Source organism: Bradyrhizobium lablabi (assembly GCF_900141755.1).
Taxonomy (GTDB): Bacteria; Pseudomonadota; Alphaproteobacteria; order Rhizobiales; family Xanthobacteraceae; genus Bradyrhizobium; species Bradyrhizobium lablabi_A.
Map to the genome: position 1 here is coordinate 5,458,656 of NZ_LT670844.1, position 16,007 is coordinate 5,474,662.

General features: G+C 63.1%; 15 protein-coding genes. 5 read left to right on the forward strand and 10 right to left on the reverse strand.

Features of this window, described 5'->3' with window-relative positions:
- Positions 1-5 precede the first annotated feature (5 nt).
- Positions 6-1,754 (reverse strand): ABC transporter ATP-binding protein/permease, encoded by a 1,749-nt coding sequence (locus B5526_RS25505; RefSeq protein ID WP_079542601.1) that lies wholly within the window; start codon positions 1,752-1,754, stop codon positions 6-8.
- A 324-nt stretch (positions 1,755-2,078) separates the two neighbouring features.
- On the opposite strand from B5526_RS25505, the gene B5526_RS25510 reads away from it, so the two are divergent.
- Positions 2,079-3,743, forward strand: a complete 1,665-nt coding sequence (locus B5526_RS25510) for an L-lactate permease (RefSeq protein WP_079542602.1) — start codon at positions 2,079-2,081, stop codon at positions 3,741-3,743.
- 168 nt (positions 3,744-3,911) lie between these two features.
- On the forward strand, positions 3,912-4,307 hold the full coding sequence (locus B5526_RS25515) for an META domain-containing protein (protein WP_154071457.1): 396 nt from the start codon (positions 3,912-3,914) through the stop codon (positions 4,305-4,307).
- A gap of 99 nt (positions 4,308-4,406) precedes the next feature.
- Here B5526_RS25515 and B5526_RS25520 read toward each other — a convergent pair whose 3' ends face one another.
- The 3 genes from B5526_RS25520 to B5526_RS25530 form a co-directional block, all read right to left on the reverse strand.
- Positions 4,407-5,603: a hypothetical protein gene (locus tag B5526_RS25520; protein WP_079542604.1), complete on the reverse strand. Its 1,197-nt coding sequence runs from the start codon at positions 5,601-5,603 to the stop codon at positions 4,407-4,409.
- Positions 5,604-5,759: 156 nt separating this feature from the next.
- Positions 5,760-7,406: a chaperonin GroEL gene (gene groL / locus B5526_RS25525; RefSeq protein ID WP_079542605.1), complete on the reverse strand. Its 1,647-nt coding sequence runs from the start codon at positions 7,404-7,406 to the stop codon at positions 5,760-5,762.
- 135 nt (positions 7,407-7,541) lie between these two features.
- Complete coding sequence (locus B5526_RS25530; protein WP_079542606.1) at positions 7,542-7,838, reverse strand: co-chaperone GroES; 297 nt, start codon at positions 7,836-7,838, stop codon at positions 7,542-7,544.
- A gap of 331 nt (positions 7,839-8,169) precedes the next feature.
- On the opposite strand from B5526_RS25530, the gene B5526_RS25535 reads away from it, so the two are divergent.
- Positions 8,170-8,691: a hypothetical protein gene (locus B5526_RS25535; protein WP_079542607.1), complete on the forward strand. Its 522-nt coding sequence runs from the start codon at positions 8,170-8,172 to the stop codon at positions 8,689-8,691.
- 153 nt (positions 8,692-8,844) lie between these two features.
- On the opposite strand, the gene B5526_RS25540 is transcribed toward B5526_RS25535, so the two are convergent.
- On the reverse strand, positions 8,845-9,618 hold the full coding sequence (locus tag B5526_RS25540) for a protein phosphatase CheZ (RefSeq protein WP_079542608.1): 774 nt from the start codon (positions 9,616-9,618) through the stop codon (positions 8,845-8,847).
- Here B5526_RS25540 and B5526_RS37945 point away from each other — a divergent pair.
- A complete protein-coding gene (locus B5526_RS37945; RefSeq protein ID WP_154071458.1) occupies positions 9,617-9,907 on the forward strand; it encodes a hypothetical protein in 291 nt (96 codons plus the stop codon). The two genes, B5526_RS25540 and B5526_RS37945, sit on opposite strands and share 2 nt — an antisense overlap.
- A 27-nt stretch (positions 9,908-9,934) precedes the next feature.
- A complete protein-coding gene (locus tag B5526_RS25545) occupies positions 9,935-10,732 on the forward strand; it encodes a L,D-transpeptidase (RefSeq protein ID WP_079542609.1) in 798 nt (265 codons plus the stop codon).
- An 80-nt stretch (positions 10,733-10,812) separates the two neighbouring features.
- Here B5526_RS25545 and B5526_RS25550 read toward each other — a convergent pair whose 3' ends face one another.
- From B5526_RS25550 to B5526_RS25570, 5 genes are all read right to left on the reverse strand, one after another.
- The gene (locus B5526_RS25550) at positions 10,813-11,730 is read right to left on the reverse strand and encodes a DUF2076 domain-containing protein (RefSeq protein WP_079542610.1); all 918 of its coding nucleotides are present in this window, start codon (positions 11,728-11,730) and stop codon (positions 10,813-10,815) included.
- Between the two features lie 127 nt (positions 11,731-11,857).
- Complete coding sequence (locus B5526_RS25555; protein ID WP_079542611.1) at positions 11,858-12,703, reverse strand: ChbG/HpnK family deacetylase; 846 nt, start codon at positions 12,701-12,703, stop codon at positions 11,858-11,860.
- Positions 12,700-13,749 (reverse strand): glycosyltransferase family 2 protein, encoded by a 1,050-nt coding sequence (locus B5526_RS25560; RefSeq protein ID WP_079542612.1) that lies wholly within the window; start codon positions 13,747-13,749, stop codon positions 12,700-12,702. Before B5526_RS25560 ends, B5526_RS25555 begins: the two co-directional genes overlap by 4 nt.
- Positions 13,750-13,827: 78 nt before the next feature.
- Entirely contained in the window at positions 13,828-14,805 is a 978-nt protein-coding gene (hisG, locus tag B5526_RS25565) for an ATP phosphoribosyltransferase (RefSeq protein ID WP_079542613.1), read from the reverse strand.
- Positions 14,802-15,971 (reverse strand): ATP phosphoribosyltransferase regulatory subunit, encoded by a 1,170-nt coding sequence (locus tag B5526_RS25570; protein ID WP_079542614.1) that lies wholly within the window; start codon positions 15,969-15,971, stop codon positions 14,802-14,804. The genes hisG and B5526_RS25570 overlap by 4 nt, the downstream gene beginning before the upstream one ends.
- Positions 15,972-16,007: the final 36 nt, after the last annotated feature.

A 16,007-nucleotide genomic window follows, 5' to 3' on the forward strand; every position in this document is an offset into this window, starting at 1 on the left:
GACGGTCATTTCACGCTGGCCTCCTCGCTGCGGCTCTGCAGCTCGAAATGATCGCCGTCCCGCGTCAGCACAATATGGCGCTGGTGGAACGCCTCGAGCGTCGCGCGATGGCCGATCGAGACGATGGTGGTCGCCGGCAATTTCTCCTTGAGGAGCTGGTAGAGCTTGGTTTCCGAGGCTTCGTCGAGCGAAGCGGTCGCTTCATCGAGGAATAGATATTGCGGCGCATGCAACAGCGCGCGCGCAACGCCCAGGCGCTGCTGCTCGCCGAGCGAGAGCATCCGGTTCCAGTGCGCCTCTTCGTCCAGCCTGGAGGCGAGCTGAGGCAGGCCGACGGCGATCAGAACATCCCTGACCCGATCCGAACCGAATTCGCCAACCTCCGACGGATAGACGATCGCAGCCTTTAGCGAGCCGATCGGAAGATACGGCCGCTGCGGCAGCATCATCAGCGTTGCCTTTGCGGGAACAGCAATCGAGCCGCTGCCGTAGGGCCAGATGCCGGCGATGGCGCGAAACAGGGTCGACTTGCCGGCGCCGGACGGGCCGGTCACCAGGGTGCGCTCATTGCCGTTGATGTGGAAGTGGTCCGCCGCGACCAGCGGCGCTCCGTTGGGCAACCTGACCAGAAGCTGCTCCAGATCGATGCCGTTGCCGCCGGTCGACGACACGACATCGATCGAGCCGGCCCCGGTCGGCTCGGCGGTGGCGCTTTTGATGGCGGTCTCGAAACCGTCGAGACGGGCGATCACGGCGCGCCATTCCGCCAGCGTCCGATAGGTCGACACGAAAAACGACAGCGATTGCTGCACGCTGGAGAAAGCGTTCGCGGTCTGCATCATGCCGCCAAGCTGGATCTTGCCGGCAAAATAAGCGGGCGCCACCAGGATATAGGGAAAAACCACCGCGGCCTGCCCGTAGCTCGCGGTTAGCGCCGTGACCCGCTTGGTCCGCTGCATGATGGCATACCAGTTGGCGATAACGCGGCCAAAGCGCTCCGAAAGCCGATGCCGTTCGGCGTTCTCGCCCTGCAACAGCGCAATCTGTTCGGAATTTTCGCGCGCCCGAACCAAGTTGAAGCGAAAATCGGCTTCGTACCGCTGCTGCTGGAAATCGAGATTAACCAGCGGCGAGCCGATCCATTGGGTCAGCGCGGTTCCAAGGATCGCATAGATCAGCGCGCCCCATACCAGATAGCCGGGGATCATAAACTCGCGGCCGAAAATGTGCAGTGGAGCCTCCGCGGAGAGACCCCACAGGATCACCACAAAGGAGGCCAGCGTGACGATCGCGCTCAACAGGCCGACACTGATCGCGAGCGTTTGATCGACGAACATCTTGACGTCGTCGGCAATGCGCTGGTCCGGATTGTCGGCGGCATCGCCCCTGAGCTGCATCCGATAATGGTTGGCGTTGTGCAGCCACTGGCCGAGATAGAGCCTCGTCATCCAGCTCCGCCAGCGGATCTGGAGCCATTGATTGAGATAAAGCTGGTAGACCGACAGCGCGATGTAGAACGTCGCCAAAAGGCAGAAGATGCCGATTTCCCTGACGAAGCCGTCCCAGTTCTTCTCCTGCAGCGCATTGTAAAAGCGGTTGTTCCACGCGTTCAGCAGCACGTTGATCAAAACCAGCGAAAGCTCGATCGCGATCACTGCGGCAAGCAGCAGCCGGCCCGGCCATTTGTCCTCGGACCGGAAATAGGGGGCGGCGATCCGCCATACGGTCGCAAGCGTCGCGCGAAGGCTCTTCACAGGTTGTGCTCTCCTGGAGGGGCGGCCTAAAGGCCTGAGGAAGTACGGGAATTGCGCGATCTTAGACTAAGGTCGCAAGTATCATGATCCGGGTAAGCTTGTCCCAACCTCGGCCTAGACCCTAGCATGGGCATAACGGCGCGGGGCGGGGACGCTTTCAAATTCGCGAGCTTGTGAGCGGACTTGGCATTGCTAAAAGCCGGCATTGCCGAATTCGTGGGCATATTTCGCGGATTTGCCGGATCATCCCCATGATCGCGCCAGGCATGCCCAACCGTCCACGCTGGCCGGCATGCCGCAAATGTGGCGTGGGGAGGAACCGTAATGTGGAATCAAATCTATAACCCGCTCGGCAACGCGGCGCTGTCGACGGTCGCCGCCGCAATTCCCGTGGTTACGCTGTTGGTGCTGATCGCCAGCGGCAAGGTCAAGGCGCACCTCGCGGCGATCATTGCTGTGATCCTGACCAACCTGATCGCGATCTTCGTCTTCACCATGCCGGCCGGCATGTCGGTCCGCGCCACACTGCTTGGCGTCGTTTCAGGGTTCTTCCCGATCGGCTGGATCGTGCTGAACGTGATCTTTCTCTACCAGATCACGGTCGTCACCGGAAAATTCGAGCTGTTGAAGCGCGCAGTCGGCGGCGTCACCGAGGACCGGCGCCTGCAACTCCTGCTGATCGCGTTTTCCTTCGGGGCCTTCTTCGAGGGTGCTTCCGGCTTTGGTACGCCGGTCGCGATCACCGGTTCGGTACTGATCGGTCTTGGTTTCTCGCCGCTCGCCGCTTCCGGCCTGTCGCTCATCGCCAATACGGCTCCCGTTGCCTATGGCGCGCTGGGCACGCCGATTGCGGGACTGGCGCAGGTCACCGGACTCGATCCGTATGTTCTGGGCGCGATGGTCGGGCGGCAATTGCCCGTGTTCTCGCTGATCGTGCCGTTCTGGGTGGTATGGGCGTTCGCAGGCTGGAAGGGCATGAAGGACATCTGGCCGGCCATTCTCGTCACCGGGGTCTCGTTCGCGGTCCCGCAATTCGTGATCTCGAACTACATCAATCCCTGGATCGTCGACATCGGCGCCTCGCTGATTTCGATGGGCTGCCTGATCCTGTTCCTGAAGGTCTGGCAGCCGAAGCAGCTCTGGCTGTCGCCGGCGCTGCGCGGCAAGGACGAATCCGCCGCCACGATGACGGCGCCGACGGCCATGGACAAGACGCCGCTGACGTCCGGCGAACTCTTCAGCGCCTTGCTGCCGTGGATCATCGTTTGCATCGTGATGCTGATCTGGGGCAACGGCGCGTTCAAGACCTGGGCGAATACGATCTTCGTCTATAAGTATCCGGTCCCCGAACTGAACAACATGATCAATTCGATGCCGCCGGTGGCGGCGAAGCCGACGCCGCAAGGCGCGTCGTTTGACTTCTTCTATCTGTCGTTCACCGGAACCGGCATGCTGATCGCGGCGATCATTTCCGGCTTCCTAGCAGGCTTTTCGCCGGGCAGGATGATCACGGAATACGGCCGCACCATCAGGCTGTGCGCGATCTCGCTGATCACGATCTCGGCGATGCTGGCGATCGGCACGCTGACGCGGCTGTCCGGCGTCGATGCCACGCTCGGTCTGGCGTTTGCCGCGACCGGCGTGCTCTATCCCTTCTTCGGTACGCTCCTCGGCTGGCTGGGCGTGGCATTGACCGGGTCGGACACGGCCTCGAACATCCTGTTCGGCAATTTGCAGAGGATCACCTCGGAGCAACTCGGGCTGTCGTCGGTGCTGATGGCCGCCGCCAACTCCTCCGGCGGCGTGATGGGCAAGATGATCGACGCGCAGTCGATCGTGGTCGCCTCGACCGCGACCAACTGGTATGGGCATGAAGGCACGATCCTGCGCTTCGTGTTCAAGCATTCGATCGCGCTGGCGTGCCTCGTCGGCCTGTTCGTGATGCTGCAGGCCTATGTCTATCCGTTCACCGCGATGGTCCTGAAGTAGGGCCGGCTCCGGCGACACGAACAAAATTCCCGCGAGGCGCGCGCCCCGCGGGGATTTTTTGCGAATCGGCCATTTTTGTTACCGCCGATCTGGTCAATGTCATGCTTGCCGACTAGAAACGCGCGCCGGAATATTTCGAGAGGTATTATGTCTTTAGCGACACGTTTTATGAGGCAGGCCGCAATCGCGCTGGTGCTCGCCGCCCCTTTGTTCGAAGCCGTTCCGGCGTCTGCCGATAATGGGTTTCCGTTCGGGCTGGAGATGACACTGGATGCCGGGCGTCAGCCCGGATCGAAACGGGTCCCGGACCTGGAGATCGGCGACAATGGCGAAGCCATCCTCGAATTGTGGTGCAAGGGCGGCAAGGGCCAGTTTTCGGTGGCCGGCAATACCGTGATCTTTGTCGCAGGAGCGCTGGAGGATCGCGCCTGTCCGCCGGCGCTGGCCCAGGCGGATGACGACCTGGTCGCGGCACTGAGCGAGGCCGCGACCTGGAGGCGCCAGGGCGATCTCGTATCGTTCATCGGAACCAGGACGCTGCGGTTCCGGCTCAACACCAATTGAGCCAAGAATAAAATTCCAGGCCGTAGGTTGGGTTGAGCGAAGCGAAACCCGTCGCTTCGGTCGAAAGTTGCCGATGGGTTTCGTGGTTTCAGGCCCGGGCTATTTCCATGCCGATTTGTCGGCATCCCAGTGTTGGCCGCCAAATTCCTTGGCCAGCGCCTCGAGCGCGCCGTTGTCGTCCTTCTGGTCGCCTTCCTCGTCGCCGCTCGCCTCATCGCTCAGGTTGAGCTTTGGGCCCGCGGTCTCGTCCACGGTCGAAATCACGGGATTGCCGATCCACAGCATCAGCCGGTCGGTCGCGCCGGGTTTGTCGGGCGCCGCGAGTGCGGCAATTTCGATCGTCTCGGTGAGGTCGAGTGCGGGATAAAGCTGGCTCGGCCGCTTGAACGTCAGTTTCAGCGTGCCGGTATTGGCGTTCCAGGCCGAGGTAGCCGATTTCGCCGCAAGCGTTTTGGTCAGCACGCCCGTGATCGCCGCCGCGAGCTTGTCCTTGTTGAGCTTGTCGCCGTCGCGCCAGTCGGCGGCGGCAAAGCGGATGGTGCGCTCCATGTCGACGACGCCGCTGGTCCAGCCCGCGGCGACCACGCCGGGCTGCGACTTGAACTTCGCGATCAGCGCCGCGGCGCGCGATGGATCGGCGCTGATGGTGATGGTCTGCTCGCCGGCGCGCAACGCATCGCAGGTCACGCCAAGGCTGTTGAGCGACACTTCGAGATCCTGTCCCTTCAGCCCTTTGAGGAAATCCGACGCCGCATCGAGCTTTACCTTGACGCCGATCGATTCCGGCGACACTTCGGTAAAATCCTTTGGCGTCGCGGTGATACCCTCGTCGGTGGTCTGGTTGTCCAGAAATTCCTTTTCGCTGAGATCGGAATTGTCGGTCGAGGCCACTTCCGTCACGGTCTGGCCGACGCTGATCTGGCCCTTGAATTCGAAGCCGTCGCCGGTCGGCTTGCGCGTGAGTTTCACGCTCACCGGCAATTTGTCAGCGAGGCTCTGCGTGGTCCCGGTCAGGGTCTGGCCGCTGACCGCGAGGTTGACGACAAAGCGATCCTTGCGCTCGGAGCCTTTCTCGGCGGGGTAGCAGACGTCGAGCACCGCCGAGGTGACGGTCTTGCCCTGCCGGGTCTCTTTCAGGATGACGTCGGCATTGCCGTTCATCAAGCCGTCGATCGAGGTGAAATACCTGGTTTCGTTGGCGCCCGGCGCGGGTTTCGTCGAGAGTTTTATCTCGGCTAGCGCGAAATCCGGCGAGGCAGTCAAGAGGCCGATCAGGCAGAAAAAAAGCGCGCGCATAGGGGGGTCCTCGAAGATCGGATGGTGTCGCGGGGCTCGGTCGATTCGGTGCCAGTCGCTACCCAAGCCTTAGCAAACCTCTGTAACATTCGCCAAAAAAGAAGGCCGCCCGGAGGCGGCCTTCGTCGATTTGGTAGTGCGCAGCGCGAGGCGGGCTCAAAAACCCATGCCGCCCATTCCGCCCATGCCGCCGCCACCGCCCGGCATTGCGGGCGCCGGCTCCTTCGGCAATTCGGCGACCATGGCTTCTGTCGTCACCAGAAGGGCGGCAACCGAGGCCGCGTCCTGCAGCGCGGTGCGCACCACTTTGGCCGGGTCGATGATGCCCTTGGCGACCATGTCGACATATTCTTCGGTCTGCGCGTCGAAGCCGAAGGTTTCGGACTTGTCCTCCAGGATCCTGCCGACCACGATCGAGCCTTCGACACCGGCATTTTCGGCGATCTGGCGGACAGGGGCTTCCAGCGCTTTGAGCACGATATTGATGCCGGCCTGCACATCCGGATTGTCGTTGTGGATGCGGCCGACCGCCTTCTTGGCGCGCAACAGCGCGACGCCACCGCCCGGCACGATGCCCTCCTGCACGGCGGCGCGGGTGGCATTGAGCGCATCCTCGACGCGGTCCTTTTTCTCCTTCACCTCGACCTCGGTCGCGCCGCCGACGCGGATCACCGCAACCCCGCCGGCGAGTTTTGCGAGACGCTCCTGCAGCTTTTCGCGGTCGTAGTCCGAGGTGGTTTCCTCGATCTGCGCCTTGATCTGGTTGACGCGGGCCTCGATGTCCTTTTTCTTGCCGGCGCCGTTGACGATCGTGGTGTTCTCCTTGTCGATCACGACCTTTCGGGCGCGGCCCAACATGTTGACGGTGACGCTTTCGAGCTTCATGCCGAGTTCATCCGAAATCAGCTGGCCGCCGGTCAGGACCGCGATGTCTTCCAGCATCGCCTTGCGGCGGTCGCCGAAGCCGGGCGCCTTGACGGCTGCGACCTTCAACCCGCCGCGCAGGCGATTCACCACCAGCGTCGCCAGCGCCTCGCCTTCGACGTCCTCGGCGATGATCAGAAGCGGGCGGCCCGACTGCACCACGGCTTCCAATACCGGCAGCATCGACTGCAGGCCGGACAGCTTCTTCTCGTGCAGCAGCACATAGACGTCCTCGAGCTCGGCGGTCATCTTCTCGGCGTTGGTGATGAAATAGGGCGACAGATAACCGCGGTCGAATTTCATGCCCTCGACGATGTCGACTTCGGTCTCGAGCGATTTGTTCTCCTCGACCGTGATGACGCCTTCGTTGCCGACCTTCTGCATCGCCTGCGCGATCATCTTGCCGATTGCGGCATCGCCGTTGGACGAAATGGTGCCGATCTGGGCTACTTCGGAGGAGGAGGCGACCGGCTTGGCGCGCTTCTCGAGATCCTTGACCACCGCATGCACCGCAATCTCGATGCCGCGCTTGAGATCCATCGGGTTCATGCCGGCGGCCACCGACTTGGCGCCTTCCCGCACGATCGCCTGCGCCAGCACGGTCGCTGTGGTGGTGCCGTCGCCGGCGGTGTCGTTGGTCTTGGAGGCGACCTCGCGCACCATCTGCGCGCCCATATTTTCGAACTTGTCTTCAAGCTCGATTTCCTTGGCGACGGTGACGCCGTCCTTGGTGATGCGGGGGGCACCGAACGATTTGTCGAGCACGACATTGCGGCCCTTGGGGCCGAGCGTCACCTTGACCGCGTTGGCGAGAATATCGACGCCGCGCAGCATGCGATCGCGCGCGTCTCCGGAAAATTTAACGTCCTTGGCTGCCATTTGAATTCACTCCTGATGGTGGTCCTCATCCTGAGGAGCGGCCTCTTGGCCGCGTCTCGAAGGATGAGCTTGTGGATGGATCACCCTTCGAGACGGCAGCTTCGCTGCCTCCTCAGGGTGAGGACGGCGGGTGGTTCAGGCCACCACGCCCATGATGTCGCTTTCCTTCATGATCAGGAGGTCCTCGCCGTCGAGCTTGACCTCGGTGCCGGACCATTTGCCGAACAGCACGCGGTCGCCGACCTTGACGTCGATCGGGATCAGCTTGCCGGCTTCGTCGCGGCCGCCCGGGCCCACTGCCGTGATTTCGCCTTGCGAGGGCTTTTCCTTGGCGGTGTCCGGAATGATGATGCCGCCCTTGGTCTTCTCTTCGGCGTCGAGACGCTTGACCACGACACGGTCATGCAGCGGACGAAATTGGGATTTAGCCATGAGGGTTCCTTTTGGAGGGCTGGTTTTCAGATGTGGTTGGCGATCGAAAGTGGATCGGAAGACGCGGGGCCCGTTCGGCGCCGGCGGCGCAGAACGGGTCACATCCTTAGCAATCGCGCTCTCGGAGTGCTAATGGTGTGCCCGGGAATATGGCTTGACGCTGATCCTGTCAAGCAAAGGTGGTTAAGCCCTTGGTGATCCGGATATAGGATGCTCGCTTGGGAAACCACATCGGAGCGGCAGCGTAATTTGCCGGACGTGATTGCTCCGACAGCGGTTTTACGCTTGGCTGCGGACGGGTGCGGCCACGAGTTTTGCTTGGGGGAATGCCATGGTCAGGTTACGTAGCGGGCACGGGGTTGCCAATCTGGGGGTCGCCTCGGCGCTGACGCTATTCCTCGGCGCATGCAGCAGCTTCAGCCTGCCGTCATTGTCATCGTCGTCATCGCCGCCGCCGGCGTCCGAGCCTGGCGTCGCGCCCGAAATGCCGGCGACGATCCGCCCGGACGAGATTGTCGGGCGCTGGGGTCTTGCCTCCTACCAAAATCCCGCCGACCGCGCGCGTACCGAAGCCGCGGCGAAGGGGCAGTGCAAGCAGCCTTACGTGATCGGCGCCGGCTCCTCGGGCGGGGTGATCATGCATCTGGCCGACCAGGCGACGCCGCAGGAATTGCGTCTCAAGGGAAGCCCAAGCGGCAAGAATTTCATCGGTCCGCCCGGGCCAACTCCCAGCGAGCAGGATCGCGAGATCGTCTCCTTCGACGGCCGCGTCCTGATCACCCGCTTCGTCGACAAGGATGCCGCGACCCGTTACGGCAACATGGTCTACGTCCGCTGCGCGCCGCGGGCGTGAACTCCCGTCATTGCGAGGAGCGTAAGCGACGAAGCAATCCACCTTTCCGCTTTGCGGCGCCATGGATTGCTTCGCTTCGCTCGCAATGACGGTGAAACAAAAAACGCCGGCATCTAGCCGGCGTTTTGCGTTGATATCTGGCAGGCAAAAGACCTAGTCGAACAGCGCGTCGATGTCGTTCTGCGAGGCGTGACCGACGTCACCGTCGAGCTTCGGACCGTTGAGCAGCCGGGCGTCGCCTTCGCGATCGTCGACGATCGGCGGCGCGTGCGCCCGGATGGCGTCGACGCCGCCCCAGATGTCCATCATCACCATGATGTGGTTTTCGATGAATTTCATCGTCGCCATCACCTTGCTGATGCGCTGGCCGGTGAGGTCCTGGAAATTGCAGGCTTCGAAGATCGAGACGACGCGCTCCTGGATTTCCTCGCTGAGCAGCTTTTGCTGATCCGGCGAGGTCACCTTGGACAGCGCGGACGCCGACTGATCGATCGATTCGGCGGCTTCCAGGATCTGCTGGGTGGCGTGTTCGGTGCCGCCGACCACGGCGCCGAGCTCGCCGGTCACCTTGGCCATTTCGTTGCCGTCGAAGCTCTTGCCGTGCAGCACCGCGATCTCCCGCTTGGTGCGGTTGATGGCGTCGTGAATAAGGTCAAGCTCGACCTTGAGCTTCTCGCATTGCGAGATTTGGGCGCGATAGGTTTCAAGCTGCGCCTGCGCGTCGGCGACATCGCGCGTAATCGCCAGCCCCTCGGCTGGTGCCGCTGATGCGCAACTGACGCCGTTGGCCATCTGGGCGCGGATGGCGCGCAGTTCGCTCATGATCTCATGATGCATCGGGCCGACTTCGCCGTCGACCGCTGCGGGCATCGGCATGTCGCCGATAAAGGCTTCTTCGATACGAAAACGCTTGCGATGAATCGGCATGAGACTTTCCCTGAACCTTCACTCGCCTAGTCTTACGCAGATGCGATTTAACATCGGGTTCACGCCGGGAACCGTTATTGCGCGCGCCGTGCCGCGCCGGACATCAACGATTAACCATGCGGCTTGCCCGTTCATCGAAAATAAACGCTACCGGACAAATCCGCGTGCATTTGGCTACGTGGTGAATCGAAACGCCGTTTCTGTTTACCAAACCGACTGGGTTTTGATTTTAACTGGTGGCGTGCAAGCGCGCTTCGTAAGTGAGCGCTCCGCAAGACGAAAACAGTAACAAGACGAAACAGTACAGAGTACGTCGATGTTGAAAAGAATCTCTCTTGCGCTGCTCGCCGGCGCATCTTGTCTTGGCGGTGGACTCCATCACGCCGCGGCGTTCGAGGCGGCGCCCCCCGCTGAACCCAACGTGATCTACGCCGATCAGAACATGCAGCGGCCGGTTGCGCCGGTGCGCACAGCCTACGCCGAACGCTCGAATATGGGCGGCGGCTTCATCGAGTTCCTGTTCGGCGACGGACCTGGTCAGGGCGATCGCTATCAGCAGCAACCCGCCTATCAAACGCAGCCTTCCTACGATCCGCGGCGTCCGCTATTGCCGCCGCAACAGACGATGCGCCAGGGCGAAGAGCAGGTCGATACCGCGCAGCGCCCGTTCAATCCGATCTACGAGAAGCAGGTCGTCGAGTATACCGGCAAGGAGAGCGCCGGCACCATCATCGTCGATACTCCCAACAAGTTCCTGTTTTTGGTGCAGGGCGACGGCAAGGCGTTGCGCTACGGCATCGGCGTCGGCCGCCCCGGCTTCACCTGGTCGGGCGTCAAGCAGATCTCCGCGAAGAAGGAATGGCCGGATTGGACGCCGCCGCCGGAAATGCTGGTGCGGCGCCCCGATTTGCCGCGGCACATGGAAGGCGGCCCGCAGAACCCGCTCGGCGCGCGTGCGATGTATCTCGGATCGTCGCTCTATCGCATTCACGGCTCCAACGAGCCGTGGACGATCGGCACCAACGTCTCGTCCGGCTGCATCCGGATGCGCAATGAGGATGTGATCGATCTCTACGGCCGCGTCAATGTCGGCGCCAGGGTCGTCGTCATCTGATTTTTATTGCGAGCCGAAAACCAAACGGCCGCCTGGTTCGGGCGGCCGTTCTTTTTTGATTTTGACGGTCGAAAAACAGATCAGGCGTAATCGCTGTCGCTGTCGCCGCCGAACTCGTCGGAATCCAGGTCCATGTCGTCGTGATCCGCGCCGAAATCCTGCGATGCGGATTTGTCATCGTTCGATGCGGTGTCGAATAATCCGGCGCGCGAGTTGTCCTCAGTGTGGCCCGCCGATGAGCCGATATCGTTGATCCCCGCGTCGTGCGCGAGATTGCTGTTGGATTGATCGCTCGACGGAGTTTGGCTCACGGCCCGATCGGCAACACTTGAATCGGCGAAGGCTTGATGGCTGCCGCCCATCATCCCCCGGATGCTGTTGAGCAGCAGCGATCCGCCGACCACTCCGGCCGCCGTTGCCGCCGCGGTTCCGAGAAACGAGCCGCCGCCTCCGCCGAACGGGCTCTGGAACCCGGGCTGACCGTACCCGCCTTGACCATAAGCGCCTTGACCATAAGCGCCTTGACCATAGGCGCCTTGACCATAGGAGCCTTGACCATAGGCGCCTTGACCATAGGAGCCTTGGCCGTAGGGACCCTGGCCATAACCCTGATCATAATGTCCGGGGCCCTGCGCCTGCTGCATGACCTGGCCGCTGTTCCAGACCGGGCGGCTCGAAGCTTGAGGCGGCGGCACGTTCGGCACCGAGCCGCGCGGCTGATCTTGCCCGAAAACCGCCCCCCGCATTGAATCGAGGAACCCGCCGGATTGATGTTGCTCGCCCGCGCAGCGCGCCTCCAGTTCCTGGATGTGGCTGTTGGCACGCTTGAGTGCTTCATCCTGCAGCAGCACGGTCTGCACCAGCGCGTAAACGGCGTTGGGCGCCTTGCGCAACCCTTCCGAGATCGCCGCGCCGGCATCCGGATCGCGTGGCGCGCTCTCCACCTTGGAGAGGCGGTCGAAAAGGTCGTCAACCAATTGGCGTTCTTGCGGTGTCATGGATTCTCTCCCTCGCTCGCGTCGACGCGCGGGGGGAGATGTAGGGGGGCTTTGTGTCGCCAGTAGTGGGGTCGCGGAATTAAATTTTTGGATGTGACGGATTGCCCTGCACATTTATTGATGGATGTCAGGACAACGTAACGCTGTTCGCCGCCAACAACTGCGTAAATTGCTCGCCGCCGAGAAATGCGTGTTCATTTTCGCGCTGGACCGTGAGCGGGTCGAGGCTGATGAGGGTCTCGTCGACGAAGCCGGGGTGGCACATGATCAGGCCGCCCTCCGGCAGCCCGTCGAGAAACTGCCGCATCAATACGCCGAAATCGCTTTGCCGTGAAAAATCATAGGCGCCGGCAAAGCCGGGATTGAACGCGATATCGGCGCGCGCGGCGCGGGCGCGAAATTGCGCGCTCAAAAGGTCGAGAAACAGCGCCTTGGGCGCGCCGAGCCGCCGCGAGAGCCGCGCGTTGCGTCCGCCCTGGCGAACCCAGGCGTTGGGCGCAGCCTCCTTCACCGCCGCCAGGAAGGCGTCGCGCACTTGCGGAAACAACTGCACGTGCTGGTGGCCGTCGACGAAATCAGGCTGACGGCCGAACATGTCGCTGAAAGCCGCAAGCTGCACCGTCAATTCGGCGCCGATGATTTCGGTGTCGAGCCGCCGCAACAGCCCCGCGCGCAACAGTTTCGGAAAACGCAAGAACATGCCGCCATCGATCGGCTTGAAGTGCATCGTCAGCGGCCGAAACGGCGCCGTCAGCGTGACATGCAAGCCGATCGCGCAACGCGGGCTGTTGGCGGCAACGGAGACAAGCGCGCCGACTTCGTCCCGGCCGATCGCGGGGCCGACCACCATCACCGAGGTCGCATTGAGCCGGCCGCGCTCGATCAGGTCGCGGATGGCGCGGTTGACGCCGGGACTGATACCGTAATCGTCGGCGCACAGCCAGATGCGGCGCGGCGGCGCGGCGTCGTTCATTCCGCCGCGGTCCGTTCGCTGACGCTGGAGGCTGCTACTTCGGTCTCGACGCGCTTCACGCTGTGCTCGGCCACAAAATAAATCGGGCGTGCCTTCAGCTCGGAAAGGATCTTGCCGATATATTCGCCGACAATGCCGATCATGATCAGTTGCACGCCGCCGATGGTCATCAGGCCGACCACCAGCGAGGGATAGCCGGGAACCGATTTGCCGGTGGTCCAGGTTTCCCACAGGATCGAGAGACCGAACAGGAAGGCTGCGGACGCGAGCAGGACGCCGAGCAGGCTCGCAAAACGCAGCGGCGCCACCGAAAACGACGTAAGGCCCTCGATCGAAAGCCCGACCAGCCGCCCGGGACTGAATGTCGTGACGCCGTGCGCGCGGGCTGCGGGTTCGTAGTCGACGCGAACCTGGCGGAAACCGATCCAGCTCGCGAGCCCCTTGAAGAAGCGATTGCGCTCGGGAAGCTGCCGCAACGCGGCGGCCGCGCGCGGCGACAGCAGGCGGAAGTCGCCGGCGTCTTCCGGGATTTTCTGCCGCGCGCCCCAATTGATCAGCGCGTAGAAGCCATGCACGGCCAGCCGCCGCAGCACCGATTCGTTGTCGCGATTGGCTTTGGCGGTGTAGACCACGTCGAAGCCGCCATCGATCCAGTGGCCGACCAGTTTCTCGACGAGGTCAGGCGGATGTTGGCCGTCGCCGTCCATGAACAGGACCGCGCCGAGCCGGGCATGGTCCAGTCCGGCCATCAGGGCGGCTTCCTTGCCGAAATTGCGCGACAGCGACACGACCTGGACATCGAGCGCATCGGGTGCGAGCGCGCGCGCGATGGCAAGCGTCGCATCGCTGCTGCCGTCGTCGACATAGACGACCTCGCAGGGCAGGCCGTAGCGCTGCCGCAACGCCCTTGCCAATTCGGAGAGCCGGTCATGCAATAGCGCGAGCCCGGCGGCCTCGTTATACACCGGCACGACGATCGACAGCCCCTGCGCCGCGGCATTGGCTGCAGTGGTCGTCAAACCGGAAACGTCGCTACCCAGCACCATCGATCAGGTTCCAAAGGGCCAAATGTCGGCATATTGCTACCCGTTGCTAGCTGTCGCAACGATGAACGGACATGCGCTTCACTGTCGCAGGAAGGCCTCGAGCTTGGCGAACAGCGGATTGGCGCGGTCGAGTACATAGTCGAGCGATGCCACCGATACCGTTTCGGCGCCATGCGCGCGCAGAAAACTGCCGAGCGCGTAAAGCTGCGCCGGTGGGCAGTGCAGCGTAACCATTCCCGACGATGTCGGCCCGCCGAATGGCGAGACCACGCCAAAACGGTTATGCGCTTCCGCCAAAAGCGCGGCGGTGCATTCCTTGAAGCGGGTGCGGACTTCCCGGTACTTGCTGGCGCGGGCGCGGGCGGCGATGTGATCCAGGATGACGCGAGCGGTCTCGCGCGCCTCGCTCGACCAGTCGGCGTCCTTTGATGCGACGAGGTTGGCTTGGCTGCGCAGGATCACGCCGTCGTCGAGCACCTTGAGTCCGTTGGCGGCCAGGGTCGCGCCGGTCGTCGTGATATCGACGATCATCTCGGCGGTGCCGACCGCGGGCGCGCCTTCGGTCGCGCCGGCGCTCTCGACAATGCGGTAATCGACGACGCCGTGGGAGGCAAAGAAGGTCCGGGTCAGGTTGATATATTTGGTCGCGACCCGCATCCGCCGGTTATGCTGGGCGCGAAATCCGGTGGTGACATCGTCGAGATCGGCCATGGTGCGGACGTCGATCCAGGCCTGCGGCACCGCGACCACGACATTGGCGTTGCCAAAGCCGAGGCTGTCGATCAGCAATACCCGCTTGTCGGCGTCGAGGATGGTTTCACGCACCAGATCTTCGCCGGTGACGCCGAGATGGACCATGCCGCGCGCCAATTGCCAGGCGATCTCGCTCGCCGAGAGATAGGCGATCTCGACATTGTCGAGGCCTGCGATGGTGCCGCGATAGTCGCGGGCGCCGCGCGGTTTTGCCAGCGCCAGGCCTGCGCGGGTGAAGAAGGCTTCGGCGTTTTCCTGCAGGCGGCCTTTCGAGGGAACCGCGAGAACGAAGGGCGTCGTCATGCCGCGCTCCCGCTGGCAGCGCCCGGCTTGCGGCCCAGTTGCGTCAGGGTTTCGACCCAGATCGAAAACCCGACCGCCGGGATTGGGCTCGCGGCCCCAAGCTGGGTCATCAACCCGTCATAGCGCCCGCCCGCCACCAGCGGCTCGCCGCCATTGCCCTTGGCGTGCAGTTCGAACTCGAAGCCGGTGTAATAATCGAGGCCGCGCCCGAACGAGGTTGAAAAGCGCGTCTTGCCGGTATCGATGCCGCGCGCGGCCATCAAGCCGACGCGGCTTTCGAACTGGTCGATCGCCGCCGTGATGTTGAGCTTGGCGTCATTGGCGAGCGCGCGCAATTGCGCCACAGCCTCGCCGGGCGCACCCGCGATCGCGAGGAACCGCTTGATCGTCTCCAGTGCGTTGCGCGGCAGCGCGCCGCCTTTCAGGGTCGATTGTTCGAGGAAGCGGTCGGCGATCTCCGAGACCGTGCGTCCGCCGACATTGGTGGTGCCGGCGATCGACATCAGATCGGTGACCAGCGCCAGCGCCGCCTTGCGGTCGGAGCCCGCGAGTGCGGCGAGCACGCCCTCATATTCGTTGCGGCCGGGTCCGGTCGCGAGCGTGAGCCGCTCGATGTCCTGCTCCAGCGAGGTCTTGCGATTGAAATCCTTGATCAGCCGCCGCCGCCATACCGGATAGAGATCGAGCGCATCGATCAGCGCGTTGAACAGCGCCACGTCGCCGGTGCGGATTTCGACGCCGCTCAGCCCGACCGCGCTGGTTGCTTCCAGCGCCAGCGCCAGCATTTCGGCGTCGGCCGCGGCGCGATCCTGCCGCCCGAAGGATTCGATGCCGGCCTGCAGGAATTCGCTCGGCCGGCCGCCGCGATAGCGGAACACCGGCCCGAGATAGCTGAACCCGGCAGGTTTTCCGGCGCGGGGGGAGGCGAGGTAATCGCGCGCCACTGGAATGGTGAGGTCGGGGCGAAGGCAGAGTTCTTCGCCGCCGGCATCGGTGGTCAAATAAAGGCTCTTGCGGATGTCCTCGCCGGAGAGGTCGAGAAACGGCTCGGCCGGCTGCAGGATCAAAGGCTCGGCCCGGAGGTAACCGGCCTTCGCGAACGACAACAGCAGGCCGTCCGCCCATGCGGCGGATCCGGTCGCACGAGGGGCGGCGGTCAAGGTCATCTCGAAGTCCGAAGTGGGTGCGGAAACGGGTTTAGC